Annotated in this window: 25 protein-coding genes; 17 read left to right on the top strand and 8 right to left on the bottom strand. The window is 61.8% G+C overall.

Going from position 1 to position 26,410, the window contains the following annotated elements:
• The first annotated feature begins 15 nt into the window (after nucleotides 1-15).
• The 7 genes from CCGE525_RS01230 to CCGE525_RS01200 all read left to right on the top strand — a co-directional run bounded on the left by CCGE525_RS01230 (nucleotide 16) and on the right by CCGE525_RS01200 (nucleotide 7,556).
• The gene (locus CCGE525_RS01230) at nucleotides 16-1,104 is read left to right on the top strand and encodes a LacI family DNA-binding transcriptional regulator (RefSeq protein ID WP_120702690.1); all 1,089 of its coding nucleotides are present in this window, start codon (nucleotides 16-18) and stop codon (nucleotides 1,102-1,104) included.
• A gap of 1 nt (nucleotide 1,105) precedes the next feature.
• Nucleotides 1,106-2,128 carry an ABC transporter substrate-binding protein gene (locus tag CCGE525_RS01225; RefSeq protein ID WP_120702689.1) on the top strand — a complete coding sequence of 341 codons (1,023 nt, stop codon included), beginning with the start codon at nucleotides 1,106-1,108 and terminating at the stop codon, nucleotides 2,126-2,128.
• Nucleotides 2,129-2,216: 88 nt separating this feature from the next.
• Nucleotides 2,217-3,047 (top strand): ABC transporter permease, encoded by an 831-nt coding sequence (locus CCGE525_RS01220; protein ID WP_120702688.1) that lies wholly within the window; start codon nucleotides 2,217-2,219, stop codon nucleotides 3,045-3,047.
• The gene (locus tag CCGE525_RS01215; RefSeq protein ID WP_120702687.1) at nucleotides 3,044-3,823 is read left to right on the top strand and encodes an ABC transporter permease; all 780 of its coding nucleotides are present in this window, start codon (nucleotides 3,044-3,046) and stop codon (nucleotides 3,821-3,823) included. Before CCGE525_RS01220 ends, CCGE525_RS01215 begins: the two co-directional genes overlap by 4 nt.
• Complete coding sequence (locus CCGE525_RS01210) at nucleotides 3,816-4,844, top strand: ABC transporter ATP-binding protein (RefSeq protein ID WP_120702686.1); 1,029 nt, start codon at nucleotides 3,816-3,818, stop codon at nucleotides 4,842-4,844. The genes CCGE525_RS01215 and CCGE525_RS01210 overlap by 8 nt, the downstream gene beginning before the upstream one ends.
• Before the next feature lie 4 nt (nucleotides 4,845-4,848).
• Nucleotides 4,849-5,772 (top strand): nucleoside hydrolase, encoded by a 924-nt coding sequence (locus CCGE525_RS01205; RefSeq protein WP_120702685.1) that lies wholly within the window; start codon nucleotides 4,849-4,851, stop codon nucleotides 5,770-5,772.
• A complete protein-coding gene (locus CCGE525_RS01200) occupies nucleotides 5,769-7,556 on the top strand; it encodes an adenine deaminase (protein WP_120702684.1) in 1,788 nt (595 codons plus the stop codon). The genes CCGE525_RS01205 and CCGE525_RS01200 overlap by 4 nt, the downstream gene beginning before the upstream one ends.
• A 258-nt stretch (nucleotides 7,557-7,814) precedes the next feature.
• Here CCGE525_RS01200 and CCGE525_RS01195 read toward each other — a convergent pair whose 3' ends face one another.
• The 5 genes from CCGE525_RS01195 to CCGE525_RS01175 form a co-directional block, all read right to left on the bottom strand.
• Nucleotides 7,815-8,990, bottom strand: coding sequence for a M20 aminoacylase family protein (locus tag CCGE525_RS01195; protein ID WP_120706191.1), 1,176 nt, complete (start codon nucleotides 8,988-8,990; stop codon nucleotides 7,815-7,817).
• A gap of 87 nt (nucleotides 8,991-9,077) precedes the next feature.
• The gene (locus CCGE525_RS01190; RefSeq protein ID WP_120702683.1) at nucleotides 9,078-10,139 is read right to left on the bottom strand and encodes an ABC transporter ATP-binding protein; all 1,062 of its coding nucleotides are present in this window, start codon (nucleotides 10,137-10,139) and stop codon (nucleotides 9,078-9,080) included.
• Nucleotides 10,136-11,719 carry an ABC transporter permease gene (locus CCGE525_RS01185; protein WP_120702682.1) on the bottom strand — a complete coding sequence of 528 codons (1,584 nt, stop codon included), beginning with the start codon at nucleotides 11,717-11,719 and terminating at the stop codon, nucleotides 10,136-10,138. The genes CCGE525_RS01190 and CCGE525_RS01185 overlap by 4 nt, the downstream gene beginning before the upstream one ends.
• Before the next feature lie 143 nt (nucleotides 11,720-11,862).
• The gene (locus CCGE525_RS01180; protein ID WP_120702681.1) at nucleotides 11,863-12,882 is read right to left on the bottom strand and encodes an iron ABC transporter substrate-binding protein; all 1,020 of its coding nucleotides are present in this window, start codon (nucleotides 12,880-12,882) and stop codon (nucleotides 11,863-11,865) included.
• Between the two features lie 119 nt (nucleotides 12,883-13,001).
• Nucleotides 13,002-13,889 carry a LysR family transcriptional regulator gene (locus tag CCGE525_RS01175; RefSeq protein WP_120702680.1) on the bottom strand — a complete coding sequence of 296 codons (888 nt, stop codon included), beginning with the start codon at nucleotides 13,887-13,889 and terminating at the stop codon, nucleotides 13,002-13,004.
• A 100-nt stretch (nucleotides 13,890-13,989) separates the two neighbouring features.
• Here CCGE525_RS01175 and CCGE525_RS01170 point away from each other — a divergent pair, with 100 nt between their 5' ends.
• Complete coding sequence (locus CCGE525_RS01170; RefSeq protein WP_120702679.1) at nucleotides 13,990-14,397, top strand: CidA/LrgA family protein; 408 nt, start codon at nucleotides 13,990-13,992, stop codon at nucleotides 14,395-14,397.
• Complete coding sequence (locus CCGE525_RS01165) at nucleotides 14,384-15,088, top strand: LrgB family protein (protein ID WP_120702678.1); 705 nt, start codon at nucleotides 14,384-14,386, stop codon at nucleotides 15,086-15,088. Before CCGE525_RS01170 ends, CCGE525_RS01165 begins: the two co-directional genes overlap by 14 nt.
• Before the next feature lie 59 nt (nucleotides 15,089-15,147).
• Here the strand turns inward: CCGE525_RS01165 and CCGE525_RS01160 are convergent, their stop codons facing one another.
• Nucleotides 15,148-16,485 (bottom strand): MFS transporter, encoded by a 1,338-nt coding sequence (locus CCGE525_RS01160; protein WP_120702677.1) that lies wholly within the window; start codon nucleotides 16,483-16,485, stop codon nucleotides 15,148-15,150.
• 391 nt (nucleotides 16,486-16,876) lie between these two features.
• Between CCGE525_RS01160 and cyoA the strand changes: the two genes are divergently transcribed.
• From cyoA to CCGE525_RS01135, 5 genes are all read left to right on the top strand, one after another.
• Entirely contained in the window at nucleotides 16,877-17,962 is a 1,086-nt protein-coding gene (gene cyoA, locus CCGE525_RS01155) for a ubiquinol oxidase subunit II (RefSeq protein WP_120702676.1), read from the top strand.
• Between the two features lie 148 nt (nucleotides 17,963-18,110).
• Nucleotides 18,111-20,111, top strand: a complete 2,001-nt coding sequence (gene cyoB / locus CCGE525_RS01150; protein WP_120702675.1) for a cytochrome o ubiquinol oxidase subunit I — start codon at nucleotides 18,111-18,113, stop codon at nucleotides 20,109-20,111.
• A gap of 5 nt (nucleotides 20,112-20,116) precedes the next feature.
• Nucleotides 20,117-20,746, top strand: coding sequence for a cytochrome o ubiquinol oxidase subunit III (gene cyoC / locus CCGE525_RS01145; protein WP_120702674.1), 630 nt, complete (start codon nucleotides 20,117-20,119; stop codon nucleotides 20,744-20,746).
• A complete protein-coding gene (gene cyoD / locus CCGE525_RS01140) occupies nucleotides 20,743-21,147 on the top strand; it encodes a cytochrome o ubiquinol oxidase subunit IV (protein ID WP_120702673.1) in 405 nt (134 codons plus the stop codon). Before cyoC ends, cyoD begins: the two co-directional genes overlap by 4 nt.
• 139 nt (nucleotides 21,148-21,286) lie before the next feature.
• Nucleotides 21,287-22,051 carry an SURF1 family protein gene (locus CCGE525_RS01135; RefSeq protein WP_245472071.1) on the top strand — a complete coding sequence of 255 codons (765 nt, stop codon included), beginning with the start codon at nucleotides 21,287-21,289 and terminating at the stop codon, nucleotides 22,049-22,051.
• A gap of 107 nt (nucleotides 22,052-22,158) precedes the next feature.
• On the opposite strand, the gene CCGE525_RS01130 is transcribed toward CCGE525_RS01135, so the two are convergent.
• Complete coding sequence (locus CCGE525_RS01130) at nucleotides 22,159-22,725, bottom strand: histidine phosphatase family protein (protein WP_120702672.1); 567 nt, start codon at nucleotides 22,723-22,725, stop codon at nucleotides 22,159-22,161.
• 230 nt (nucleotides 22,726-22,955) lie between these two features.
• On the opposite strand from CCGE525_RS01130, the gene CCGE525_RS01125 reads away from it, so the two are divergent.
• Together CCGE525_RS01125 and CCGE525_RS01120 are read left to right on the top strand one after the other, a co-directional pair.
• On the top strand, nucleotides 22,956-23,165 hold the full coding sequence (locus tag CCGE525_RS01125) for a CbtB domain-containing protein (RefSeq protein ID WP_120702671.1): 210 nt from the start codon (nucleotides 22,956-22,958) through the stop codon (nucleotides 23,163-23,165).
• Between the two features lie 12 nt (nucleotides 23,166-23,177).
• Complete coding sequence (locus CCGE525_RS01120) at nucleotides 23,178-23,918, top strand: CbtA family protein (protein ID WP_120702670.1); 741 nt, start codon at nucleotides 23,178-23,180, stop codon at nucleotides 23,916-23,918.
• Between the two features lie 243 nt (nucleotides 23,919-24,161).
• Here CCGE525_RS01120 and CCGE525_RS01115 read toward each other — a convergent pair whose 3' ends face one another.
• Complete coding sequence (locus CCGE525_RS01115) at nucleotides 24,162-24,473, bottom strand: GCG_CRPN prefix-to-repeats domain-containing protein (protein ID WP_120702669.1); 312 nt, start codon at nucleotides 24,471-24,473, stop codon at nucleotides 24,162-24,164.
• A 269-nt stretch (nucleotides 24,474-24,742) separates the two neighbouring features.
• On the opposite strand from CCGE525_RS01115, the gene CCGE525_RS01110 reads away from it, so the two are divergent.
• Complete coding sequence (locus CCGE525_RS01110) at nucleotides 24,743-26,350, top strand: inorganic phosphate transporter (protein WP_120702668.1); 1,608 nt, start codon at nucleotides 24,743-24,745, stop codon at nucleotides 26,348-26,350.
• Nucleotides 26,351-26,410 lie beyond the last annotated feature (60 nt).

Below are 26,410 nucleotides of genomic sequence, written 5' to 3'. Positions count from 1 at the left end.
GGTGTAACGACCAAGATGGCATCGACGCGCGCCGGACCAAATCTTAGCAGGATTGCCGCTTCGCTCGGCGTCTCCGTCGCCACGGTGTCCAATGCCCTTTCCGGCAAGGGACGCGTTTCAGCGGAGCTGGTGGAGCGCATCCGCGCCACGGCTGCCGCGCTCGGCTATGTACCGAGCCAGGCCGGCCGCGCGCTGAGGACCGGGCGGAGCGGCGTTCTCGGCCTCGTTCTGCCCGATATTTCCAACCCTCTCTTTCCTCAGATTGCCCAGGCGGTCGAATATTCCGCCTCCGTCGCCGGCTACGGCATACTGATCGCCGACTCGCGCGGTGATGTCGGCATGCAGACCGAGGCGATCAACCGGCTGGTGGAACGTGGCGTCGACGGCATGGTGATCGTGCCGCGGCGCGGCACGCGCGTCGCCGATGCCGGCTGTCCCGTGGCCGTCATCGATACGCCCTCGACGCCGGGCAACACGGTCTCGGCCGACCACTGGCAGGGCGGCCGCGAGATGGCCAGGCATCTCCGCGGGCTCGGACATCGCAAGATCCTGCTGATCGGCGCGAGCAGCACCTCCAATGTACAAAACGACCGCATCGGCGGCTTCAAATCCGCACTCGACGGGACCATAGAGACCGAGGTTCTCTGGATCGAAAAACTGGAAGAGCGGAACGGTCCCGGCTGTCTGTTGGGACTGGCGGATAAGGTGCAGCAGGGCTTTACCGCTTTCGCCGCCGTCTCCGACCTGCATGCATTGCGGGCGCTCACCGAATTGCAGCGGGCCGGCATCGCCGTGCCGGACAGTGCGACCGTCACCGGTTTCGACGATCACATCTGGTCGGCGGTCGTCACTCCCGCGCTCACCACAATGCGCATGGACATGGCGACGATTGCCGAGATCGCCATCGCGGCGCTGGTCAGTGCCATCGAGAATGGCGGGCCGACTGAAAGAGGGGGGCTGGGTGAAGCGGCTGGGGACGAGCCGCCGCCCGGCAGCCGGCTCGTCACCGCGGAGAGATCGCGCGTGCCGATGCAGCTTGTCGTCCGCCAATCCTCCGGCCCACCCAGGCCGGCAAGAACGAACCTCTCAGCGGAGAACTCCTGATATGAAACGACTGCTTCTGGCTTCGGCCACCTTGCTTGTGCTCTCGTCGCTTGGCGCGCAAGCAGAAGAACGGACACTGACCATCTCCGTCTATGCCTTCGCCCAGGACGATTACAAAAAGCTCGTCTACGATCCCTTCGAAGCCAAATGCGGCTGCAAGCTGGTGGTCGAAACCGGCAACAGTGTCGAGCGTCTGGCGAAGATGCAGGAAAACAAGGCCAACCCGGTCGTCGATATGGCCGTCATCTCCATGGCGGACGCGCTACAGGCTTCCCGCGCCGGCCTGATCGACAAGATCGACACCTCGAAGCTTAGCAACTTCAACAAGCTCTACGACCTCGCCAAAGACCCGAATGGCGACGGCATGAGCGTTGGCTACACCTTCTACGCCACCTCGATCGCCTATCGTCCGGACAAGATGAAGATCGATTCCTGGACCGATCTCCTGAAGCCGGAATATGTCGGCCACGTCGCGTGGCCGAATGTCACCACCAATCAGGGGCCGCCGGCGCTCTATATGCTGGGCCTCGCACTCGGCAAGAATACGCCCGACCTCGCTGCCCCGATCGCCGCCGTCGGCGAACATAAGAGCGATATCGTTACCTTCTACGAGAAATCCTCGCAGCTCGTGCAACTGATGCAGCAGGAAGAAATCTGGGCCGCCCCGATCGGCCGCTTCTCCTGGGCCGGCTTCACCAAGCTCGATGTGCCCGTCGCCTGGGCGGCACCGAAGGAAGGCCAGACCGGCGGCATGAATGTCATGGTCGTCACCAAGGGCTCGAAGAATCAGGATCTCGCCCTGCAGTTCATGGACTTCTGGCTCTCGACCGAGGCGCAGACGGCGCTCGCCATGAAGCTTGTCGACAGCCCCGCCAACAAGGAAGTGAAGCTTCCCGACGATGTAGCCAACAACCTAACTTACGGCGAAGACACGGCAAAAAGCCTGAAGCTCATTCCATCCGCCGTCGCCCTCGACCAGCGCAACGGCTGGGTCAAGGAATGGAATGACAAAGTCGGCCAATAAGGGTCGTATCAAAATGATATCCCGGTCATGGCATCGGGATATCGCACCGCCGTTTTTATCTGCATCCTCCTTATGAAGGTTAACCTCGATGTTCCAAAATAGGGCCGAAGCTCTGGCGCTCGCCCTGCCTGCGGCGGTCTTCGTCGCGGTGGTCTTTCTTGCGCCGGTGCTGATCCTGCTGTCGGAGGGCTTTCATATTGCCCCCGGCGGCTGGACGCTTTCGGCCTATGCTGGCTTCTTCTCGGAGGCGCTGAACCAGACGGTCTTCCTGCGTACGCTGAGACTCGGCGTCGAAGTCACCGCCGTTTCCGCCGTCATCGGTTATGTGGCGGCCTTCGCCATCGTCAACCTGCCGCCGAAGAGCAAGGGCCGGATGGTCGGCCTGGTGGTATTGCCGCTGATGATCTCGCCGGTAGCGCGCACCTATGCCTGGATCGTCATCCTCGGCCGCACCGGCATCGTCAACCGTGTCGTCCAGGGTCTCGGTTTGAGCAGCGAGCCGCTGCGCCTGCTGTTCAGCGAAACTGCCGTCTTCATCGGGCTCCTGCAGCTCTTCCTGCCGCTGATGATCCTGTCGCTGATCAGCGCGCTCGAGAACATGCCGAAGGATGCCATTCCGGCCGCACGGGTCCTTGGCGCCAACTGGTTCCAGGTATTCTGGAAAGTGGTGCTGCCGCTGACGCGCGAAGGCTTGGTGGTCGGCGGGACGCTGGTCTTCACCGGCTCGCTCACGGCCTATATCACGCCGGCCATTCTCGGCGGATCCAAGGTGCTGATGCTGGAAACGCTACTCTATCAGCGAATCTCGGTTTCCAACGACTATGTTTCCGCCAGCGTCATCGCCTTCATTCTCATCGTCATGAGTTTCGGCGCCAACCTGGTGCTGAAAAGGCTCGCCACCGCGAGGAGCCGGGCATGATGCGCCGCCTGTTCTCTCCGCTCGTGCTTTTCCTGCTGCTGGTCTTCCTGATCGGTCCCTTCATCATCATCGTCGCGGCCTCTCTATCAGGTGGCGAGACGCTGGCCTTTCCGCCGCAGGGCCTTTCGCTGCGCTGGGTGGCAAAGGTTTTCACCATCGACAGCTTCCGCGCCAGCTTCGCCATGTCGATGTTGCTGGCGATCGGCGGCACGCTCTTTGCGCTGATCCTTGGCATCCCGGCCGCCTACGCGCTGTCGCGCTACAAGCTGCCCGGTGGCGAGACAGTCCGCACCATGGTCTCCCTGCCGATCATCGTGCCGGGCATCATCGTCGGCCTGGCGATCCTGCGCTATCTCGTCGTCCCCTTCTCCTTCGACATCACGCTGGCGCTGTTCTTCGCCCATACAGCGCTGGTGCTTCCCTATGCCGTGCGCGTGGTCTCGGCCAGCCTCAACAATCTACGCTCCGATATGGAAGAGGCGGCGGTGCTCCTCGGTTCGTCGCGGCTCGGCGCCTTTTTCCGCGTGGTGCTGCCGAATATTCGCAGCGGTGTGCTCGCCGCCTTCATCCTCGGCTTCGTCACGAGCTTCAATCAGGTGCCGGTATCGCTGTTTCTCGCCAAGCCGGGCGTACAAACGCTGCCGATCGACATGCTCGGCTATATGGAAACGACCTACGATCCTTCCGTCGCCGCATTGTCGGCGCTGCTCGCCTTCCTCTCCATCGGCATCGTCTTCCTTGCCGAGCGCTTCCTAGGATTTTCCCGCTATGTCTGACCCCTCCTACCTCAAGCTAGATAGGCTGACGCTCGCCTATGGCGACACGGTCGCGGTCAAGGACCTCAACCTGTCGATCGGAAAAGGCGAACTCGTGGCCCTGCTCGGCCCCTCCGGCTGCGGCAAGACGACGACGATGCGGGCGATCGCCGGGCTGCTCACGCCAGCCTCCGGCAAAATCAACCTCGACGGCGCCGACATCACCCGCGTCTCCGCCAACAAGCGCGCGATCGGCCTGGTCTTCCAGTCCTACGCACTGTTTCCGCATCTAACCGTCTATGAAAATGTCGCCTTCGGCCTGCGTCTCAAGGGCATGCGCGGCAACGATCTGGACGCCCGCGTCGGTGCCGGCCTGAAATCCGTGGGGCTTGCCAACTTCTCCGGCCGCAAACCCGGCGAATTGTCCGGCGGCCAGCAGCAGCGCGTGGCGCTGGCGCGATCCATGGTGATGGAACCGAAGGTATTGCTGCTCGACGAGCCGCTGTCCAACCTGGACGCCCGCCTGCGCCTGGAAATGCGCACAGAACTGCAGAGGGTCCAGAAGGAAACCGGCGTGACGATGATCTTCGTCACCCATGACCAGGTGGAGGCTCTGGCGCTCGCCGACCGCATCATCGTCATGCTGAATGGCGGCATCGAGCAGATCGGTACGCCGGAAGATATCTACAACCGGCCAATTTCGGCCTTCGTTGCCGACTTTGTCGGCTTCGAGAATGTATTTGCGCTGGAGAACGGCAGGCTGAAGACGGCGAACGGCGCCGTCACGCTTTCTACCCCCGCGCCATCGTCTGCGGCGGGCCTGGCCTGGCGGCCGCGCGCTGTGACCCTGGGTTCAGGTCCTTTCCAGGGCACAGTGCGCGGCACGTCTTTCGCCGGCAACAGCCGCGAATATCTGCTCGACACGCCGCTCGGGCCAATCAAAGCCGAGGTGGACGCGGCTGCGGCCGTTCACGCTATGGGCAGCACGCTTGCCTTCGACCTGCCGGTCGCAGCCGCGGCATCGCTTGCAAAATACGGATAGGGCCATGGGGATCTGGATCGATACCGATATGGGGTTCGACGATATCGCCGCTATTCTGGTGGTGGCGCATTCGAGCTTGACGATCGACGGCGTTTCGCTGGTAAGCGGCAATACGCCGCTGACACAGGTGCGCGCCAATGCGGCCAGCGCCGCCGCCGCTTTCGACTGGGAATTTCCCATCCATACCGGCCGAGAATTGCCGGTGCTTTGCAAGCTGGAAACGGCGCAGCGCATTCTCGGACAAAGCGGGATACCGACCACGGGCAAGAGCCTGCCGCCGGCGGGTGAACTGCCGGCAAGCGACGCCTTCACCGCCCTGTGCGATTGGCTGCAGGACGGCATGGGACCGAAGCGCGTCCTCGCGCTCGGGCCGCTCACCAATATCGCCGCGCTGGCGCTGGCCCGGCCCGATCTTACCGCGCGCATCGACGAGCTCACCTGGATGGGCGGCGGCATAACGTCAGGCAATCATACCGCGTCGGCTGAATTCAACGCCTATGCCGATCCGGAAGCGCTTGCGATCGTGCTCGCCCACGGCCTGCCGCTGCGGATGATCGATCTCGACATCTGCCGAAAGGTGCTGGCGCGGCCTGACGATGTCGACCGTGTGCGCCAGGCCGCCGGTAAAAGCGCCGAATTGCTCGGTGATCTCCTGGGTGGCTACGTCAACATCGCCGTCAGCCGTGGCCGTCCCGCCATGGCGCTCTACGATCCGACCGCTGCCGCGATCTTCATCGCGCCAGAAATCGCGAGACTGCAGCACGCTCGGATCGATGTCGAGCTGCAGGGACAGCACACCCGCGGGCGCACCGTCGTCGAGACACGCGCCTCCCATGCTGAATTCAACGCGCATTTTGCCGCCGAGATCGACGCCGACATGGCGCGCGTCGTTATTCTCGGAGCGATGATCAACGAGGCACGCCGATGACCCGACATTCCCGAAGCGAGCCCGCCGATCTCAATTTGCCCGACCTGCGCGCACGCGCGGTCGCTGCTGCCCGCGGCGATGCGCCTTTCGACCTGCTGATTGTCGGTGGCCGTCTGGTCGACATGGTGACCGGCCAGATCCGCGCCGCTGACATCGGCATCGTCGGTGCGCTGATTGCGAGCGTCCATGCGCCAGGCAGCCGCGCGGATGCGATTGAAACGATCGACGCCGGAGGCGCCTTTCTCTCTCCCGGCCTGATCGATACGCATATGCACATCGAAAGCTCGATGGTGACGCCGGCGGCCTATACCGAAGCCGTATTGCCGCACGGGGTCACGACCGTCGTCTGGGATCCGCATGAATTCGGCAATGTGCACGGTCTTGACGGCCTGCGCTGGGCGATCGAGGCGACGCGATCGCTGCCGCTTCGCGTGATCCCGCTCGCGCCCTCCTGCGTGCCCTCGGCACCGGGCCTGGAGCTGGCGGGCGCCGATTTCGGTGCTTCCGCGATGACCGACATGCAGACCTGGCCCGAGATCGGCGGCGTTGCCGAGGTCATGACGATGCGCGGCGTCATCGACGGCGATCCGCGGGCGAGCGCGATCGTCAATGCCGGGCTCCAATCGGGCAAGCTCGTCTGCGGCCATGCCCGCGGGCTGGAAGGCGCCGATCTCAACGCTTTCATGGCTGCCGGCGTCTCCTCCGACCACGAACTCACCTCCGGCGCGGATCTCCTCTCCAAACTATCGGCAGGCATGACGATCGAGCTGCGTGGTTCGCATGACCATCTGCTCAAGCAATTCGTTGAGGTCATCAACAATCTCGGCTTCATGCCGCAGACGGTCACGCTCTGCACGGACGACGTCTTTCCCGACGAACTGCATTTCGACGGCGGCCTGGACGACGTTGTCCGCCGCCTGGTGCGCGACGGGCTGAAGGCCGAATGGGCCTTGAGGGCAGCGACGATGAATGCCGCCGCGCGGCTTGGCCGCCGCGATCTCGGCCTCATCGCCGCCGGCCGCCGCGCCGACATCGTGCTTTTCGAGGACCTCCACGCTTTCAAGGCGAAGCAGGTGATCGCCAGCGGCAAGATCGTTGCGGAGGCCGGCAAGATCATCGGCACGGTTGACCATCTCGACACCACGCCGCTCAAGAATTCGGTCAAACTTGCGCCTCTCAGCGAAGACGATTTCCGTGTGCCGGCCGTCGGCAGCCGCGTGCGCCTCGCAACGATCGACCAGCCGCGCTTCACGCAATGGGGCGAGATTGAAGCCGATGTGGTGGACGGATTTATCGTGCCGCCGGCCGGGACTACCATGATCGCCGTTGCTCATCGCCACGGCAAGGCGGATGGACGACCGCGCGTCGGCTTTCTGACCGGCTGGGGAGAATGGCGCGGGGCCTTCTGCACGACGGTCTCGCATGACAGCCACAATCTCACGGTTTTCGGCGGCAACATTAAAGACATGACGGTTGCAGCCAATGCCGTCATCGCCGCCGGCGGCGGCATGGCCGTTGCTTCGAACGGTCAAGTAGACATGCTGCTGCCCCTGCCCCTCTCCGGACTGGTGGCGACGGCACCGCTCGAAGAAACCGCCCAAGCCTTCCGCTCCATCCGCAAGGCGATGGAAAAAATCGTCGACTGGCGGCCGCCTTACCTCGTCTTCAAGGCCTGCTTCGGCGCGACGCTGGCGTGCAATATCGGGCCGCATCAGACGGATCGCGGGATTGCGGACGTAGTGACCGGACGCGTGTTGGAGACGCCGGTTATTGGAGAGATTTAAAAGGGCGCGGGCATCGGCTGCGAGTTCGGTGAGGGTGCGCACCCCCCTCTGTCACTGTCATGACATCTCCCCTGCGAGGGGGAGATTGGTAACTCGTTGCATGCTCTCGCCTCAAGCGAACATCGGACCTGCTGAAACTGCACTTTGTTGCTTTAAAGAGGACGAGCCGCAAACTCCCAACGATCTCCCCCTTGTGGGAGAGATGTCGCGAAAGCGACAGAGGGGTGCCGGGCGCCCGGCATACCCCCAGGCTTCTGATCAGCTCTCTTTCTTCAACTCCTGCTCGACCAGCGTCGTCCAGAAGGCCACGCCCGAGGCAATCGCCTCGTCATTGAAGTCATAGGCCGTGTTGTGGTGCAGCGCACCGTCGACGGCCGGGCCGTTGCCCAGCCAGACGTAGCAGCCGGGGGCGTTCTGGCCGAAGAAGGCGAAGTCGTCGCCGGCGGTGGAAGGCGGGAAGCGGGTGAGGACCTTTTCGCCGAAGACGCTCGCCGCCGCCTTCAGCGCCCGCGCGGTTGCGTCGGCATCGTTGACTACGGGCGGGATGCGGCGTTCGAACTGGTAATCGACGGCGATGCCGTACATCGCCGCTGTGCCCTGCGCCAGGCGGCCGATTTCCCGTTCAAGCTGATCGCGGACCTCCGGCGTGTAGGCACGCGCCGTGCCGCCGATATCGACCGAGTCGGGAATGACGTTTAGGGCCTTGGGATCGCCGGCCTGCAGCGAACAGGCGCTGACGACCGCCGGCTGCAGCGGATCGACGACGCGCCCGACGATGGTTTGCAGCGAAGAGAGGAATGTCGCCGCCGCTGTAATCGGATCCTTGCCGAGATGTGGCTTGGCGCCATGCGTGCCGGTGCCGCGGAAGGTGATGCGCCAGCTATCCGAGGAAGCAAGCTGCGGGCCCTCGACGACCGCCATCTCATCGACGGCAATGCCCGGCATATTATGCAGGCCGTAAACGGCATCGCATGGAAAGAGATCGAAGAGACCGTCCTCCACCATGCGCCGTGCGCCGCCACGGCCTTCCTCGGCCGGCTGGAAGATGAAATGCACCGTTCCTGAAAAGCCGCGCGTCGCGGCCAGATGTCGGGCGGCACCGAGAAGCATCGTCGTGTGGCCGTCATGGCCGCAGGCATGCATCTTGCCTGGAATGGTGGATTTGTAGGGCCGGTTGCCTTTCTCCGGCATGGCGAGCGCGTCCATGTCGGCGCGAAGGCCTATACGGCGGGTGCCGTTGCCGACCTGCAGCGTACCGACGACGCCGGTTTTGCCGAGGCCGCGATGCACGGTGATGCCAGCCTCCTCGAGCAATGTCGCGACGATACCGCTGGTGCGCTCTTCCTCGAACCCAAGTTCGGGATAAGCGTGCAGGTTACGGCGGAGGGACGTCAGGAACGGTAGATCCTGGGCAAACTGCTCGGGGAGAGACATGGGGATTCCTTCGGCATCGGACATGATCGCTGTCGGGCGATCATTCCTTTCTTTCGCAAAGGAACGGCGGTTTCAACTGGAAAGAGTTTATCTGCCTGCCGTATCGAAAACATGCGCCTTGCCGACTACGCTGACGTGGACGGTGCTGCCGACATCCGGCAGGCCGACGCTGGAACTTTTAATAGAGAGCGGCGCTGTGCCTGCGGCTTTGGCAAGGGTAAGCGTCACCGTGCAGATCGCGCCGCCGAATTCGACGTCGATGACATTGCCGGCGCAGATCGTGTCGGAAGCTGTACCATTGATCATGCTGAACCGCAGTTGCTCGGGGCGCAGCATGATTTCCGCCCGCCCCCGTCGGCCATTTGCATCTGTCGGGATGCGGCCGAGCGCACAATCGGCAAAACCGTCGCCCAGTTCGGCCGGCAGCAGGATGGCATCACCGAGGAAGGTGGCCGTCTCGCGGTCGCAAGGATTGAGATAGAGCGTTTGCGGCGTTCCGGCCTGCACCAATTTGCCGCCCCGCAATACCGCCACCTGATCGGCGAAGGACAGCGCTTCCGCCTGGTCATGCGTCACGAGGATCGTGGTGATGCCGGCATTGCGCAACACGCGGGCGACGGCCTTGCGCATGTTTTCGCGCAGGCCCGTATCAAGCGCGGAAAAGGGCTCGTCGAGCAGCATCAGTCCGGGCTTGCGGCCGAGCGCGCGGGCGAGCGCCACGCGCTGCTGCTGGCCGCCGGAGAGCTGGTGCGGGCGGCGATCGAGCATGCCGCGGTCGAGTTCCACCATGTCGATGAGCGCATTGATCTCCTTGGCGCGATCCGCTTGCCCCCGTTCCATGCCGAAGCCGATATTGTCTGCCACGCTCAAATGCGGAAACAACGCGCCGTCCTGCGAAACGATGCCAATGCCGCGGCGATGGGCAGGCACGACAGCCGGCCCGTCCGCCAGCGTCTCGCCTTCCAGCATCACCTGGCCGGCATCCGGGATATCGAAGCCGGCAATGATGCGCAGCAACGTCGTCTTGCCGGAGCCGGAGGGGCCGACGACGGCGGTGCGGCTGCCGGCCGCGACGGTAAGGTCGATGTTATCGAGCGCGAGCACCGGGCCATAGCGCTTGCTGATGTTCTTGATCGCCAGAAAAGTCATTGTCCGGCCGTCCGCTTGGATTGCACGTAGAGGAGAAGGGTGAGCGGCAGCGACAGCACTACCATCATGAAGGCGTAGGGAGCGGCGGAGACATAATCGATCTCGCTGGTCAGCGACCAGAACTTCGTCGCCAGCGTCACCGTGCCATTCGGAGACAACATCAGCGTCGCCGTCAACTCGTTCGTGATGCCGAGAGCGACAAGAGCGACGCTCGCCGCGAAACCGGGAGCGGCAAGGCGCATGGTGATCTGCCGCACGGCCTGGCCGGGCGTGCGGCCGAGCGCCATGGCGGCCCGCTCGAGCTCAACCGGAGCCTGGGCGATGCTCGCTCGCAGGCCGATCATGGCGCGCGGCAGGAATAGCAGCACATAGGCGAGCAACAGGGTCGCAAAGGTCTGATAGAGCGGCAGGATCAGCCGCACGGTGATGGAAACCAAGGCCAAGGCGACCACGACGCCCGGCAGCGAGCCGACATAATAATGGCAGGCTTCGAGGATGCGCTGCAGCCGACCCGGCGCGCGGACCGAGAGCCAGGCCATCGGAGCGGCGGCTATGGTGGCCAGCAGACCGCCGGCAATTGCCAGGCCGATGGTCTGCAGCAAAGCGGAGCCGACGGCATCCATCCGCCAAATGCCGATGCCACCGAGATAGAGCCAGCGCGCCAGCGTCACGAGCGGCACGCCGAGCGTGAGAACGGCCGTTGCCAGCGGAAGCGCTATGGCCGGGATGACGAACCAACCGAGACGCCGGCGGTCGGCCGGGCGGGCCGCACCGGAGCCGACGCGGGCATAACGCTCATTGCCGCGCACCAGTACCTCGATCCCAAGCAGCAGAAGGCAGCAGAAAACGAGGACGCCGCCGAGCATGTTGGCGGCCGGGCTGTTATAGGCGGACTGGAATTGATCGACGATCGCGGTCGAGAAGGTGTCGAAGCGGATCATCACGTACAGACCGTATTCCGCCAAAAGATGCAGGCCGATCAGCAGTGAGCCGCCGCAGATGGCGAGGCGAAGCTGCGGCAGGATCGCCCGGAAGAAGACGCGCCAGGGACCGAGGCCCAGCGAGGCGGCGGCATCCTCGATCGCCGGGTCGAGACGGCGCAGCGCCGCAGCCACCGGCAGATAGAGAAAAGGATAATAGGCAAGAACCGAAACAAGCACGCCGCTCCAGAGCCCGCGCATTCCGGGCACCAGGCTGACCCAGGCATAGCTGTGCACGAAAGCCGGCACGGCAAGCGGCGCGACCGCCAACCAGGACCACAGGCGGGCGCCGGGGATATTCGTGCGCTCGGTCAACCAGGCGAGCGTGACGGCAAGCAGGATGCAGAGCGGGATGGTGCAGACTTCGAGCAGGACGGTATTGGTCAGCAATTCGCCGACGCGGCCACGAAAGATGAGCGCGATGACGTCGTGCCAGCCGGTCTCGACGGTGACCCAGACAATGAAGCCGAGCGGCACCAGGCTCAGAAGAGCGACGGCGGATGCAAGAGCGACGACGGATGCGTGCGGAACACGGCCGCGTGGCGCAGCCGTCAGCGGGGCAATCGCGTGGCAGCGGCCTGACCGGCCGGCGCGGCATATATGTTCTTCTGCAGCAAATCTTAGCTGCCTTTCACGCCCTGATTAGGAAGGCAATCGCCACTTAAAGGCGGTCGCCGGGATCGAAATGGCCGAATTGCCATCCGCACGCCCCCTAGCAGGGCATGCGGATCGGATGCAAGGACTTAGATCAAACCAGCTTCCGTCATCAGATCGGTGACCTTTTTGCTGTTCAGCTTGGAAGGCTCGACCTTCGGTGCCTGCAGGTCGGCGAGCGGCACCAGCTTCGGATTCGACTGAGCGCCATTGCCGACGGCATATTCATAGGAATCGCCGTCGCGCAGAACGGCCTGGCCGCCCTTGCCGGTGACCCACTTCAAGAACGCCTGGGCTTCCTTCTGATGCTGGCTGGAAGCGAGAACGCCACCGCCGGAAATGCTGACGAAAGCACCCGGATCCTGGTTCTTGAAATAGTGCAGGGCGACGTTCTTGCTGTTTTCGCCCGTCTTCGCCTGGTCGCCGAACCAATAGTAGTGATAGATGACCGCGCCCTGGACTTCGCCGGAGTTGACGGCCTTCATGGCAACGCTGTTGCCCTTGTAGGGCGTGGTGTTTTCCTTCAGCGCCTTCAGCCAGGACTTGGTGACATCCTCGCCCTTCAGCTCGAGAAGCGCGCTGACGATCGCCTGGAAGTCGGCGCCGGCCGGCGATGCACCCCAGCGGCCCTTCCATGCGGGATCGGCGAGGTCGAGCAGCGACTTCGGCAGATCGCTCTCCTTAAGCTTGGTCTTGTCATAGGCGAAAACCGTGGAGCGGGCGGCAACGCCGACCCAGTTGCCATCGGCAGCCTTGAAGGTTTCAGGCACCTGCGCCAGCGTATCGGCATCGACTGGGGCGAAAAGCTTGTTGGTGTCGACCAGCGCCATGCCGGGAGAATTTTCCGTCAGGAACACATCGGCGGGGGATGCAGCACCTTCTTCGACGATCTGATTGGCAAACTGCATATCGCTGCCGTTGCGGATCGTCACCTTGATGCCGGTTTCCTTGGTGAAACCATCGGCCCAGGCCTGCGTCAGGGACTCGTGCTGTGCATTGTAGACGACGATACCTTCAGAACCGGCGGCATTGGCCGCGAACGGTGTAGCCGCGAGGCCTGCGGCAAGCGCCAGGGCGGCGCTGGTGAGATGGGTAAAGGAAAAAGTCATAGGCGTCCTCTCGCTTGAACCCCCCGTCTTTGGCGGTGGTGCGATAGCCTATATTTTTCTTGACTACCATTTTCAAGTTTCCGCATGCCTCTTTTTATCACAAAAGTTTGAAAATAGAGTCAAGATTTAGATGATTGCCGGTCACGGGCCAGATCCAGCCAGGCGCGGGCGGCGTGCGAGAGATAGCCGCCGCGCCGCCAGATCCAGGCCATGTCCCAATCCATCGAGGGCTCGATGACCAGGGCATGACCGACGCCGGCGCGGCTGCGCTGCTCTGCGATCATTCGAGGCAGGAAGCCCACGCCGAGGCCGGCGGCGACCAGTTCGATGATGAAATTGATCTGACTCGAGCGCGCAACGATATCAGGCTCGAAACCGGCGGCGTGGCAGGCACCCAGGATGACGCCGTTCAGTGCAAAGCCGCTTTCGAACAGGATGAACGGATTGTCCTTGAGCCCGGCGAGCGGCACCGTCTTTCGACCCCCGAGCGAGTGCCCTGCAGGCAGGAGCACGTGCATCGGCTCCCGGCGCACGCTCTGCCATTCGAACACCTCCGGTACAGGCAGCAGCGAGGCTCCAAGATCAACCTCTCCCGACAGTACCATCTCCTCCAGCCGCTTCGCCCCCTGCTCTACCAGCTTGATCTCGATACCGGGATAGCGGCTGCGAAAGACGGCGAAGAGCGGCGCAAACAGTACATCATTGCCGATCGGCGGCAGGCCGAGCCTGAGCATGCCGCGCGAAAGCCCTCGCATCTCGGCAAGCTCGGCGACGAGATCGTCGCGACCGGCCAGAATCGTGAGAGCACGGCGATAGACCACTTCGCCGGCATCGGTCAGCGTCGTGCGATGGCCGATACGGTTGAGCAGGGGCAGGCCAAGTTCGTCCTCCAACTGGCGGACGGCCTTGCTGACGGCGGATTGGGTCGTAAACACCACCTTGGCCGCTTCCGAAAAACCGCCCTGGCGCACAACTTCGACAAAAGCGCGCAATGTCCTAAGTTCCATGTCTATTCCATATCAGACTGGATTTTATGAAATCAATTCATTTTGTTCATAGGCGACAGGGATCTATATCTGCGCCAGCAATCTCCCCAGGTGTCCATCCATGCGTATCGACCTGCAAGACCGCCCCAAACTGAGCCGCCTCGCTCAGATCATCCTGCTGCTCGCCTTCTGGCAGGCCGGTGAGGGGATCGTGCGCGTCACCCATCTGCCTGTCCCAGGCCCGATCGTCGGCATGCTGCTGGTCCTCGGCCTGTTTGCCACCGGTAGGGTCGGCATCGGCAGCATGAGGCGCGGCGCAGAATGGTTTCTCGCCGAAATGCTGCTGTTCTTCGTTCCGGCGGTACTTGCCGTTCTCGATCACCGCGAGTTCATTGGCCTCGTCGGACTGAAGATCATCGCCGTGATCTTGGTCGGCACGATCATCGTCATGAGCGTCACGGCGCTGGCGATCGATATCGGATACCGGCTGATGATGCGCAGGGAAGGAGTTCGCCATGCTGACTGCTGAAGCCTTTGCACTGAACCTTTTCTGGCCGGTCGCGACGATCGTCCTCTATTACTTGTCGAAAGCGCTCTATCGCCGCTGGCGGGTGGTTTGGCTGTCGCCGCTATTTGCCGCGCCAGCCATCCTGATCGCGATCGCCGTCGTCCTGCAGGCGAGCTATCAAGACTATATGCGCGAGACACATTGGCTGCTGGCGCTGCTCGGCCCGGCAACCGTTGCCTTCGCCGTGCCCATCTACGAGCAGCGCGCGCTCATCAAGCGCTACTGGCCGATCCTGCTTGCCGGTGTCTCAGTCGGCAGTACGACCGCGATGGTGTCGGCCTGGGGGCTCGCCAGCCTCTTCGGCCTGGATGAAAGCCTGCGTCTCAGCCTGATGCCGCGTTCGATCAGCACACCTTTCGCCATAGTCGTCTCCGGCGATATCGGCGGCGTGCCTAACCTGACGGCAGTATTCGTGGTCATAACCGGTCTTTTCGGCGCGGCCGCCGGGCAGATATTGTTGCGTCTCCTGCCGCTGCAGTCCGGCCTGGCGCGCGGTGCGCTGTTCGGCATGGGCGCGCACGGCGTCGGCGTCGCTACGGCACGTGAGATCGGCCGTGAGGAGGGTTCGATTGCCGGGCTGGTCATGGTGTTGGTCGGCCTGACCAATGTGCTTGCCGCGCCTCTGATTGCCTGGGCGATGCACGCAGCCTGATCTAAAGAAAAAGCCGCGACGCTCTCGCACCGCGGCTTCTTGACGCTCCAAGGGTTCGATCAGTTGTCGCGCGTCTCCAGCGTCTTGCTGAAGAAGATCGCAACGAGCGTGCAGACGACACCGGAGAGCAGGTAGAGGCTGGTATAGACCAGGCCGAACTGGCTGGAGAGGGCCAGCGCGACGAAGGGCGCAAAGCCGGCGCCTATCAGCCAGGAGAGATCCGAGGTCAATGCCGAGCCGCTATAGCGATAGTTCAGGCTGAAGCGTGAGGCGCTGGCGCCGGCGGCCTGGCCGAAGGAGAGGCCAAGCAGCGTGAAGCCAAGAACCACGTAGATATGACGGCCGCTAACACCGCCGTCGAGCAGCCAGGGCGCGATGAAAGCGAAGATCGCGATCAATACGGCGCCGACGGCAAGCTGGTTGCGGCGGCCGATACGGTCCGCGAGCAGGCCGGAACAGACAATCGCGGCAATACCGCAGATCGCGCCGAGGAATTCCACCAACAGGAACGAACCGGGGGTTTGCGCGCTATAAAGCGTTACCCAGCCGAGCGGGAAGACCGTGACCAGATGGAAAGTCGCGAAGCTTGCCAGGGGCACGAAAGCGCCAATCAGCACATCGCGGCCGTGCACGCGCAGCAGCTCGGACATTCTGACCGGCTCCAGCTCATGGCGCTCCAGCAGCGCGCCGAATTCCGGCGTGGCAACCAGGCGAAGCCGGGCGAAGAGGGCCACGACGTTGACCATAAAGGCGCAGAAGAACGGATAACGCCAGCCGAACTCCAGGAAATCGACCGTCGAGAGATTTGCCACGAAATAGGCGAAAAGAGCGCTCGCCAGCATGAAGCCGATCGGCGCGCCAAGCTGCGGGATCATCGCGTACCAGCCGCGACGATTGGCCGGCGCGTTGAGCGCCAGCAGCGAGGCAAGACCGTCCCAGGCGCCGCCGAGCGCAAGGCCCTGACAGATGCGCAGGATGGCAAGCAGAATGATCGCATAGGTGCCGACGTCGTTGAATCCAGGCAGGAAGCTCATCGCCGCCGTGGACCCACCGAGCAGAATCATCGCGATCGTCAGCTTAACACCGCGGCCGTAGGTGCGGTCGATCGCCATGAAGACGAACGAGCCGATTGGGCGGGCGATGAAGGCAAGCGAAAAAACCAGGAAAGAAAGCAGCGTGCCAGGCAGTGGATCGACGAAGGGGAAGATCAACTTCGGGAAAACCAGGACCGATGCGATAGCGTAAACGAAGAAATCGAAAAACTCGGACGTGCGACCGATGATCACGCCGATGGCAATACTACCTGGGTCGACAGCAGCGCCAGCATGCATTTCGCGGGCGTCGCGTTCTAAACCTGCAGATGTTGGGTTTAATGATTCATGCGTGGCGCTGACCATATGCGGGAGCCTCCTTCTCCGGACGCAAACTCCTCCACGAATTCGCGTACAAATAAGATGTTTATCAAACTTGCGAACTTATCAAGTATCGCGCGGGGATTAATTCGCAAATCGGCGGTCGAGCGGGGCAAATTCGGCCTTTGCGGCGACGACGGCGATTTGACGTGCGGTCGCCGGTAGCCATATCCGCCGATCTCGCTATATTAGCCGCAACAAAAGCAACTGGCCGTTGGAAAACCTTCTGGATTTCTCAGGATTTTCCCGATAGGTGAAGTTGTGCGCGATACCGCATTGCACCCAAACTTGCTGCGGTGCGACGAAACACCTCATACCGTTCACGACCGCCGTCCTTTAGTCGCGGTACGGTCAATAACAAAAAGAGCTTTGAGACGTGCCAAGACTATCGAAGATTTTCAGCCGCTTATCTGTCCTCCCACTGATTTTGTCGCTTGCCGGCTGCAATATGGTGGTGATGGCTCCCTCCGGCGATATCGCCGTGCAGCAGCGCGACCTTATCGTCGTCTCGACGGTTCTGATGCTGATCATCATCATACCGGTGATCTTCCTGACGCTGTTCTTCGCGTGGAAATATCGCCAATCGAACACCGCTGCACCCTATGATCCGGAATGGCATCATTCCACCCGCCTGGAACTGGTGATCTGGTCGGCGCCGCTGGCAATCATCATCGCGCTCGGCGCGGTGACCTGGATCAGTACCCACCAACTCGACCCCTTTCGGCCTCTCGATCGCGTCCGCGAAGGGAAGCCCGTGACCACCGCAACGAGGGCGCTCAATGTCCAAGTCGTGGCGCTCGATTGGAAATGGCTGTTCTTCTATCCCGATCTCGGCATCGCCACGGTCAACGAACTTGCTGCTCCGGTGGATGCACCCATCAACTTCAGGATCACGTCCTCCTCAGTGATGAATTCCTTCTTCATTCCGGCACTTGCGGGGCAGATCTACGCCATGCCGGGCATGGAGACGCAGCTACACGCCGTCATCAACAAGGCCGGCGAATATCAGGGCCTATCGGCCAATTACAGCGGCGCAGGCTTCTCTAATATGCGCTTCATGTTTCATGGCCTGAGCCAGGCCGACTTCGACCAATGGGTTCAGAAGGTGAAGTCGACCGGCGGACCGCTCGGCCGCCAGGAATATCTGGCGCTCGCCAAGCCAAGCGAACGGGAACCCGTGCGCTTCTTCAATGCGGTCGATGGCAGCCTCTACAACGCCATTCTCAATATGTGCGCCGATCCAAGCAAAATGTGCGTGAGCCAGATGATGGACATCGACGCCAAGGGCGGTGCCGGCAAGGATAGCCAGGAAAATCGCGAACGCCTGATCTATGACAACCGTAATGCCGATGCCGGCGACGTCACGCCGGCGACGCACGACATGCAGTCCATGCCCGGCATGGACATGGGCAATGGCTCATCAGGCGGTTCAGCCGCCCCGGCTACCCAGCCGAGCAACTGAACCCCGCACACTGCTGCACCGCGCGCCCCACGGGGCGCGCGAGGGTCGCAGTGAAAGTTTGAAATGGCGCATGGGCCCCTCCTTAAATCCCTCCCGATTTGAGGGGTTATGCGCGGTAACAAGACATCTATAAGGACAGAGGCAATCCATGTTTTCCAACCCGGACCTCTATAAATTCATCTTCGGTCGGCTGACGCTCGATCAGATTCCCTATCAAGAGCCGATCCTCGTCGTGACCTTCCTCGGCGTCGCCATCGGCGGTATCGCCGTTCTCGGCCTGCTGACCTATTTCCGCCTCTGGGGCTTCCTCTGGAAGGAATGGTTCACCAGCATCGATCACAAGAAGATCGGCATCATGTACATCGTGCTGGCTTTGATCATGCTGCTGCGCGGCTTCTCCGACGCTCTGCTGATGCGTGCGCAGCAGGCGCTCGCCTTCAACGGCTCGGACGGCTTCCTGCCGCCGCATCACTACGACCAGATCTTCACCGCCCACGGCGTCATCATGATCTTCTTTGTGGCGATGCCCTTCGTCACGGGTCTGATGAACCTCGTCGTGCCGCTGCAGATCGGCGCCCGCGACGTCTCCTTCCCCTTCCTCAACAACTTCTCGTTCTGGATGACAACTGCCGGCGCGATCATCATCATGATCTCGCTCTTCATCGGAGAATTTGCCAAGACCGGCTGGCTCGCCTATCCGCCGCTTTCGGGCATCGCCTATAGTCCCGATGTCGGCGTCGATTATTACATCTGGGGCCTGCAGGTCGCTGGTATCGGAACGACGCTCTCGGGCATCAACCTGATCGCCACCATCGTCAAGATGCGCGCCCCCGGCATGACCTTCATGAAAATGCCGGTCTTCACCTGGACGTCGCTCTGCACCAACATCCTGATCGTCGCGAGCTTCCCGATCCTGACCGCCACGCTCGTGCTGCTCACCCTCGATCGCTACGTCGGCACGAATTTCTTCACCAACGACCTTGGCGGCAATCCGATGATGTATGTCAACCTCATCTGGATCTGGGGACACCCGGAAGTCTACATCCTGGTCCTGCCGGCCTTCGGCGTCTTCTCGGAAGTCGTCGCCACCTTCTGCGGCAAGCGCCTCTTCGGTTACGCCTCGATGGTCTACGCCACCTGCGTGATCATGATCCTCTCCTACCTCGTCTGGCTGCACCACTTCTTCACTATGGGCTCGGGCGCCAGCGTCAACTCCTTCTTCGGCATCACCACGATGATCATCTCGATCCCGACGGGCGCGAAGATGTTCAACTGGCTCTTCACCATGTATCGCGGCCGCATCCGCTACGAGGTGCCGATGCTCTGGACGGTGGGCTTCATGGTGACCTTCGTCATCGGCGGCATGACCGGTGTCATGCTCGCGGTTCCGCCAGCCGACTTCGTGCTGCACAATTCGCTGTTCCTGATCGCCCACTTCCATAACGTGATCATCGGCGGCGTGCTCTTCGGCATGTTTGCCGGCGTCAACTACTGGTTCCCGAAGGCCTTCGGCTTCAAGCTCGACCCCTTCTGGGGCAAGATGAGCTTCTGGTTCTGGCAGATCGGCTTCTGGTTCGCCTTCATGCCGCTCTATGTGCTCGGCCTGATGGGCGTTACCCGCCGCATGAGCCAGTTCGACGATCCGTCGTTGCAGATCTACTTCGTGATCGCAGCCTTCGGCGCCGTGCTGATCGCTATCGGCATTGCCAGCTTCCTCATCCAGCTCGCCGTCAGCTTCATGAAGCGCGAAGAGCTTCGCGACCACACCGGCGACCCGTGGAACGGCCGTACGCTGGAATGGTCCACCTCGTCGCCGCCGCCGGCCTACAACTTCGCCTTTACGCCGATCGTCTACGATCACGACGCCTGGTGGGACATGAAGAACCGTGGCTACAAGCGCCCGACCGAAGGTTTCATCCCGATCCATATGCCGAAGAATACCGGCACGGGCATCATCCTCGGCATTCTCTCCATCGGCTTCGCATTCGGAATGATCTGGTACATGTGGTGGCTTGCCGCCATTACCTTCGTCGCGATGATCGCCATTACGATCGGCCATACCTTCAACTATAAGCGCGATTTCTATATCCCCGCCGATGAGGTCGTGAAGACCGAAGGCGAGCGTACGAAGCTGCTCGCAGAGGTATAAGACTCATGACGACCCATACCGTACCAACTCCCCAGCATGGCGAACCCGTCGCCTTCTATATGAAGGAGGAGCATCATCCCGAAGGCAGCACGATGCTGGGCTTCTGGATCTATATCATGAGCGACTGCCTGATCTTCGCGGTCCTCTTCGCCACCTATGCCGTGCTCGGCCGCAACTATGCGGCCGGTCCGTCGCCGGCAGATCTGTTCGAACTGCCAGTCGTCGCCCTCAACACGACGATGCTGCTGCTCTCCTCCATCACCTACGGATTCGCCATGCTGACGATGGAGAAGAACAACAAGTCGGGGACGATGTTGTGGCTGGCCGTCACCGGCCTCTTCGGCGCCGCCTTCATCTATTTCGAACTCAACGAGTTCTATCACCTGATCCTGGAAGGCGCCGGCCCGCAGCGCAGCGCCTTCCTGTCGGCCTTCTTCACGCTGGTCGGCACCCACGGCACGCACGTCACCGTCGGTATCGTCTGGCTGATCACGCTGATGGTGCAGACAAGCCGGTACGGGCTGATCGCCGAAAACAAGCGCCGTCTGATGTGCCTGTCGATGTTCTGGCACTTCCTCGACGTCGTCTGGATCGGCGTGTTTTCCTTCGTCTACCTCATGGGAGTTCTCGGATGAGCTCGAACGTCAATCCTTCGCATCATTCCGCCGACGCCCACGGCCATGATCACCATGGCGGTCACGAGGCCGCACACGGCACCTTCAAGAGCTACATGACGGGGTTCGTCCTCTCGGTCATCCTAACCGCCATTCCCTTCTGGCTGGTCATGGCCAAGGTCTTCTCCGATCCGGCCGTCACCGTAGCGATCGTCTTGATCCTCGGCGCGATCCAGATCATCGTGCACATGATCTACTTCCTGCACCTCAACACCCGCTCGGAAGGCGGCTGGAACATGATGGCGCTGATGCTTACCATCGTGCTGGTGGTCATCGCCCTCTCCGGCTCGCTCTGGGTCATGCATCACCTCAATTCCAACATGATGCCCATGTCGCCCGCGATGATGCGCAACATGCCGTAACGACGAAGCGGCGGGTATCCCAATGGATGCCCGCCGCTCTTGCCGGCGTGAGTTTTCCGCCGGACTACTGTGCCGCGCCTGAAGACCGCTTCGCGCTTTTCGAAATCATGCGGCAGCGCCTCCGATGGAGCTTTGCGCCTTGACCGATACCCACACCGACATTCCTTCCGAAAAACCTCGCTCCACAGTCGCGCTTGCCATCTGGGTGATCCTGCTTCTGCTTTTGACCGCAGCGCTCATCGCGCTCGGCACCTGGCAGGTGAAGCGGCTGTCCTGGAAGCTGGATCTGATCGCCCGCGTCGATACCCGTGTGCACGCGCCTCCCGCAGCCGCTCCTGGACCGGCGGAATGGCCTTCGATCGACGCCGCCGGCTATGAGTACAAGCATGTGCAGGCGACCGGTACCTTCCTCAACGACAAGGAGGCGCAGGTTTATGCGTCAACCGAGCTCGGCCCCGGTTATTGGGTGCTGACGCCGCTGAGAGAAGCTGACGGGACGATCGTCATCATCAACCGCGGTTTCGTGCCGACCGATAAGCGCGATCCGGGCACTCGCCCAGCCGGTGAATTGACCACCGAGACGACGGTCACCGGCCTGCTGCGGATCAACGAACCGAAAGGCACGCTGCTGCGCTCCAACGTGCCTTCGCAGGAGCGCTGGTATTCCCGCGATGTTACGGCGATCGCCGAGACGCGCGGCCTCCAAAACGCAGCACCCTATTTCATCGATGCGGACGACACGAAAAATCCGGGCGATCTGCCCGTCGGCGGCCTGACGCAGATCGTCTTTCCAAACAATCATCTTGTCTATGCCATCACTTGGTACGGGCTTGCGGTGATGACTTTCAGCCTCGCTACTTACCTCGTCTATTTCGAACGGCGGCGCGCGAAGGCGAGCGGCTAGAGCGCCGCGCGTTCATTTAAACGCGCTAAGGTCGCTCTAGTTTTTTGAATCTGGAGCATCTTGTCCGCTTGCAGGTGATGCCACCTGAAAGCGGGATGCTCCAGTCGCTATCTCGCAGCATTCGGAAAACGAAGCTGCCAACGGCGGCCATCGCTGGTCATCTCCACGACGCCGAGCGGCTCGATGTCGATCGTCCAGAAAGCCGAAGACGGCGCTTGCAGCACATGGAGAATGGCGGCACGAATGACTGTCGCGTGCGTGACGACGACGGTATGGCCGCCATCGTCGATGTGGCCGTTCATCCAATCGCCGACCCGAGCAAAGACGGCGGACAAAGATTCGCCACCGTGCGGCGCCGCATTCAAGTTCAGCATCCAGAGCGAGAGCGCTTCCGGATCGGTCTCATGGAGTTCGGAGATCGACCTGCCTTGCCAGCGCCCGTAGTCGCATTCCCGTAGAGACGGTTGGGTCGTGGCGTCAAGTCCCATAGCCGCGGCTGTCTGGCGAGCACGTAGCGCCGGGCTCGTCCACGCCCGGTCGACCGTTCCGAGCCTAGAGGACGTCAATTGTATTCGCTCGGTCGCCTTTGCCTCCAGCGGCTCATCGTCGGGAAAGCGTCCTTCGCGGTTGGCTCGCGTCGGCCCGTGGCAAATCCAGCTCAGACGCCCTTTCATGCAGCTCGATAACTCCATTCCTTGTCGCGATTTCGCATCGCGATGGCGTTTGATTGACAACTATCTTTGCAGACAGATATAAACTTGCACATACGGGTGTGGAAGCCGGTGAAATCCCGGCACGGTCGCGCCACTGTAATCGACGGGCGGATACCGCCCCCAGAGAGTCAGACCCCTCCCGTAAAAAACCCTTCCGTAAATGGAACGCGCTTTTCTTAAGAGGGAATAAAATGTCTGACACCGCATTTGCACCGACCGCCATCCCGACTCCGATTCCGCTTGGCGAAATCTTGCCCTGGGCGATCTTCGCCGGCCTTCTCCTCATGCTGGCGATCTATTTTATCGGCGCCGAAGAAGGCGCGACAACGCTGCTCTCCGGCTCCTATGTGCACGAATTCGTGCATGACGGGCGTCATTTGCTCGGCTTCCCCTGCCACTAAGGGGTCTGGAACATGGTTGGGCGTCTTTTGCTCCGCGGCATGCTGGTCGGAGCGCTCGCTGGCATTCTGATTTTTGCCTTCGCCCATATTTTCGGCGAGCCGCTCGTCGATCGGGCGATTGCGTTTGAGGAACAGGTGGCCCAGGCGGCGGGCGAAATGCCGGAACCGGAGATCGTCAGCCGCGCCACGCAGGCAGGGCTCGGTCTCTTCACCGGCATCATGGTCTATGCAACGGCTATCGGCGGACTCTTCGCCCTGGTCTTCGCCTATGTCTACGGCCGGGTCAGTCCCTTTGGCGCGCGCGGGACTGCCGCGTTGTTGGCTATCGCCGCCTTCATCGCCATCTCGTCGGTTCCCGATATCAAATATCCAGCCAATCCGCCGGCAGTCGGCAATCCGGATACAATCGGCGCCAGAACCGAACTGTTCTTCGTGATGATCGTGGCCTCGATCGTCGCCATGGTTGCTGCAGTATCCCTCGCCCGCCGGCTGGCGATGCGCTACGGATCATGGAACGGCGCGATCTTCGCCGGCATCGCCTACATCCTGTTCATCGGCCTGGTTCAATACCTGCTGCCGGCAATCAACGAAGTGCCGGAGCAGTTTTCCGCTGTCGTGCTCTGGCGATTCCGGCTTACCTCGCTCGGCATGCATGCGATTTTGTGGGCAACGCTCGGCCTCGCCTTCGGCGCATGGGCCGAGCGCGACCTGCCGCAGGTTCGCTATGGCCGCACGACCATGCGCCGGGCCTGAAATGACGAGCCTAAAAGCCTCGCCGTGAAGATGCTGACATGGCTGACAACCGTAGTCGCCCTATAGTAGACGACACGGCTTCTGCCGACAAAGCCGGATGGTGCTGAACTGACGATGCCCGCCGCCACTAGAGCAACCCCGCTTGCAGGAGGAATCGCCAACAGGCGGATAAGATGCTCTAGATTCGCAACCTTTATGCGTTCAAATGAACGCACTGCGCTCCAGACGGCGGCGTGTCTGGCGTCACCAATCCCGCGGCCGGCCGCGCCAGCCACCGTCCCATCCGTCACGATAATAGCGCCGATGGCCATACCAGCCCCAGGCGGGCGGTGGCGGTGCTCTGTAGTAGCCCCAGCCGTAGCCGCGCGGCGGGCCCCAGCGGTTCGGTCGGCATGCGCCCCGAGGCGTCAAATGCCAGCCACGGCCGCAGGCGTAATCGACATTGACGACCGGCGTTTTGGCCACGGTCCCAACAGCGCCGATGGGCATTGCTTCTGCCGAAGATACAGCCAGGCTACCGAGCACGGCAGCGATGGCAATCACGGACAACCTCATGGTGATGGTCCTCTATTCATGTCCCTACAAGCAAATTTAAACCCTTGCCGGCTGAACGTCGGGTGAACCGAAAAAGGCGTTTTCGCGGCAAAATCAAGATGTTGAACGCCAAGTTGCGGTAATCATTCCGTGTGCTATCGTTTAACGCGAGACCTTTCTTCGATGCGGTCGATGCAACCAGCGACCGCATAAGTGTCTCTTTATGCGTCATGAGGGCTTCATCAAGCGCGCTTAAATGGGAAATGTTATTCGCTATAGGAGAGTTTGAGATGGTTGACGTCGTTTCAAGCAGTGCGGAAGGCGGCAACGCCAATCATCCTATTCACGGCGCAGCCGGTTCTACCAAATGGTTCCTGCCGATTTTCGGCATCGTTGTAATTGGCGGCCTTGTGTATGTCGGCTATGCCCTCAACAACGATCTTGCCAACGCTGCTGCGGTTCCGTGGATCCTGCTCGGATTGGCACTACTGATCGCGCTCGGCTTCGAATTCGTCAACGGCTTTCACGATACGGCCAATGCGGTCGCTACCGTTATCTACACCCGCTCGCTGCCGGCTGAGTTTGCCGTCATGTGGTCCGGCTGCTTCAATTTCCTCGGCGTGCTGACCTCCTCAGGTGCCGTCGCTTTCGGCATTCTGGCGCTGTTGCCTGTAGAGCTGATTCTGCAAGTCGGCTCCGGCTCCGGCCTTGCCATGGTCTTCGCCCTTCTGACCGCCGCCATCGTGTGGAACCTCGGCACCTGGTATCTCGGCCTGCCAGCCTCAAGCTCGCATACGCTTGTCGGCTCCATCATCGGCGTCGGTCTCGCCAATCAGTTCCTCGCGCCAGCGGGTTCCGCCACAAGCGGCGTCGACTGGTCGCAGGCAAGCAGCGTCGGCATGTCGCTGCTGCTGTCGCCGATCATCGGTTTCGCCCTGTCGGCCCTGCTGCTGCTGGTCGCCAAAGTTCTGATCCGCAACAAGGAGCTTTATGAAGCACCGAAGGGCAATGCGCCGCCGCCGTTGTGGATCCGCATTCTGCTGATCTTCACCTGCACTGGCGTCAGCTTCGCCCACGGTTCGAACGACGGCCAGAAGGGCATGGGTCTGATCATGCTCATCCTCATCGGCCTCGTACCGACTGCCTTTGCGCTGAACCGCACACCGGACGTCAACTATCTCGAGGCCTACAAGACGGCTTCGGCGCAGGTTGAGACGGTGCTCGGCAAGTATGTAAAACCCGGGGTTACCACACCGGCCGATCCGAAGGCCGTCGTCGGCAATGCCGTGAAGAGCAAGACCTGGACGGACGCGACCACGCCGGCACTGCAAGCCTATATCCACAGCACCAGCGCTGAGATCGCCGCCTATCCAAGCGTCGAAAAGCTGCCGAACGACCTGGTCGGCAACGTCCGCAACGACATCTATCTGATTGGTGAATCGCTGAAGCTGATCGACAAGCAGAAGCTGCTGCCGATGAACGGCGACGACCTGAAGGCCGTAACCAACTATCATGCGTCTGTGGATCACGCGACCAAGTTCATCCCGCTCTGGGTGAAGGTTGCGGTGGCGCTGGCACTCGGCCTCGGCACCATGGTCGGCTGGAAGCGCATCGTCGTCACTGTCGGTGAAAAGATCGGCAAAACGCACCTGACCTATGGCCAGGGTGCTGCCGCCGAAGTCGTTGCCATGCTGACAATCGGTGCGGCCGACAATCTCGGCCTGCCGGTTTCCACGACCCACGTCCTGTCCTCCGGTGTCGCAGGCACCATGGCCGCCAACGGCTCGGGATTGCAATGGTCGACTGTCCGCAACATGCTGATGGCCTGGGTCCTGACGCTACCCGCCTCGATCGCGCTTGCCTTCGTGCTGTTCATCCTGCTCCGTCAGGTCTTCTGATCGGCGGCACGCCTCGCGACGGCAAAATAACGTATAAAGGACGGCAGCGCCTCTCGCGGG

Source organism: Rhizobium jaguaris (assembly GCF_003627755.1).
GTDB classification, from domain to species: domain Bacteria; phylum Pseudomonadota; class Alphaproteobacteria; order Rhizobiales; family Rhizobiaceae; genus Rhizobium; species Rhizobium jaguaris.
This window is presented reverse-complemented; position numbering and strand designations above follow the sequence as displayed.

What these genes read in the sequence shown, in the direction of transcription:
- CCGE525_RS01230 (WP_120702690.1), top strand. Translation starts at nt 16, where the DNA reads ATGGCATCGACGCGCGCCGGACCAAATCTTAGCAGGATTGCCGCTTCG.
- CCGE525_RS01225 (WP_120702689.1), top strand. Translation starts at nt 1,106, where the DNA reads ATGAAACGACTGCTTCTGGCTTCGGCCACCTTGCTTGTGCTCTCGTCG.
- CCGE525_RS01220 (WP_120702688.1), top strand. Translation starts at nt 2,217, where the DNA reads ATGTTCCAAAATAGGGCCGAAGCTCTGGCGCTCGCCCTGCCTGCGGCG.
- CCGE525_RS01215 (WP_120702687.1), top strand. Translation starts at nt 3,044, where the DNA reads ATGATGCGCCGCCTGTTCTCTCCGCTCGTGCTTTTCCTGCTGCTGGTC.
- CCGE525_RS01210 (WP_120702686.1), top strand. Translation starts at nt 3,816, where the DNA reads ATGTCTGACCCCTCCTACCTCAAGCTAGATAGGCTGACGCTCGCCTAT.
- CCGE525_RS01205 (WP_120702685.1), top strand. Translation starts at nt 4,849, where the DNA reads ATGGGGATCTGGATCGATACCGATATGGGGTTCGACGATATCGCCGCT.
- CCGE525_RS01200 (WP_120702684.1), top strand. Translation starts at nt 5,769, where the DNA reads ATGACCCGACATTCCCGAAGCGAGCCCGCCGATCTCAATTTGCCCGAC.
- CCGE525_RS01195 (WP_120706191.1), bottom strand. Translation starts at nt 8,990, where the DNA reads ATGTCTCTCCCCGAGCAGTTTGCCCAGGATCTACCGTTCCTGACGTCC.
- CCGE525_RS01190 (WP_120702683.1), bottom strand. Translation starts at nt 10,139, where the DNA reads ATGACTTTTCTGGCGATCAAGAACATCAGCAAGCGCTATGGCCCGGTG.
- CCGE525_RS01180 (WP_120702681.1), bottom strand. Translation starts at nt 12,882, where the DNA reads ATGACTTTTTCCTTTACCCATCTCACCAGCGCCGCCCTGGCGCTTGCC.
- CCGE525_RS01175 (WP_120702680.1), bottom strand. Translation starts at nt 13,889, where the DNA reads ATGGAACTTAGGACATTGCGCGCTTTTGTCGAAGTTGTGCGCCAGGGC.
- CCGE525_RS01170 (WP_120702679.1), top strand. Translation starts at nt 13,990, where the DNA reads ATGCGTATCGACCTGCAAGACCGCCCCAAACTGAGCCGCCTCGCTCAG.
- CCGE525_RS01165 (WP_120702678.1), top strand. Translation starts at nt 14,384, where the DNA reads ATGCTGACTGCTGAAGCCTTTGCACTGAACCTTTTCTGGCCGGTCGCG.
- CCGE525_RS01160 (WP_120702677.1), bottom strand. Translation starts at nt 16,485, where the DNA reads ATGGTCAGCGCCACGCATGAATCATTAAACCCAACATCTGCAGGTTTA.
- cyoB (WP_120702675.1), top strand. Translation starts at nt 18,111, where the DNA reads ATGTTTTCCAACCCGGACCTCTATAAATTCATCTTCGGTCGGCTGACG.
- cyoC (WP_120702674.1), top strand. Translation starts at nt 20,117, where the DNA reads ATGACGACCCATACCGTACCAACTCCCCAGCATGGCGAACCCGTCGCC.
- cyoD (WP_120702673.1), top strand. Translation starts at nt 20,743, where the DNA reads ATGAGCTCGAACGTCAATCCTTCGCATCATTCCGCCGACGCCCACGGC.
- CCGE525_RS01130 (WP_120702672.1), bottom strand. Translation starts at nt 22,725, where the DNA reads ATGAAAGGGCGTCTGAGCTGGATTTGCCACGGGCCGACGCGAGCCAAC.
- CCGE525_RS01125 (WP_120702671.1), top strand. Translation starts at nt 22,956, where the DNA reads ATGTCTGACACCGCATTTGCACCGACCGCCATCCCGACTCCGATTCCG.
- CCGE525_RS01120 (WP_120702670.1), top strand. Translation starts at nt 23,178, where the DNA reads ATGGTTGGGCGTCTTTTGCTCCGCGGCATGCTGGTCGGAGCGCTCGCT.
- CCGE525_RS01115 (WP_120702669.1), bottom strand. Translation starts at nt 24,473, where the DNA reads ATGAGGTTGTCCGTGATTGCCATCGCTGCCGTGCTCGGTAGCCTGGCT.
- CCGE525_RS01110 (WP_120702668.1), top strand. Translation starts at nt 24,743, where the DNA reads ATGGTTGACGTCGTTTCAAGCAGTGCGGAAGGCGGCAACGCCAATCAT.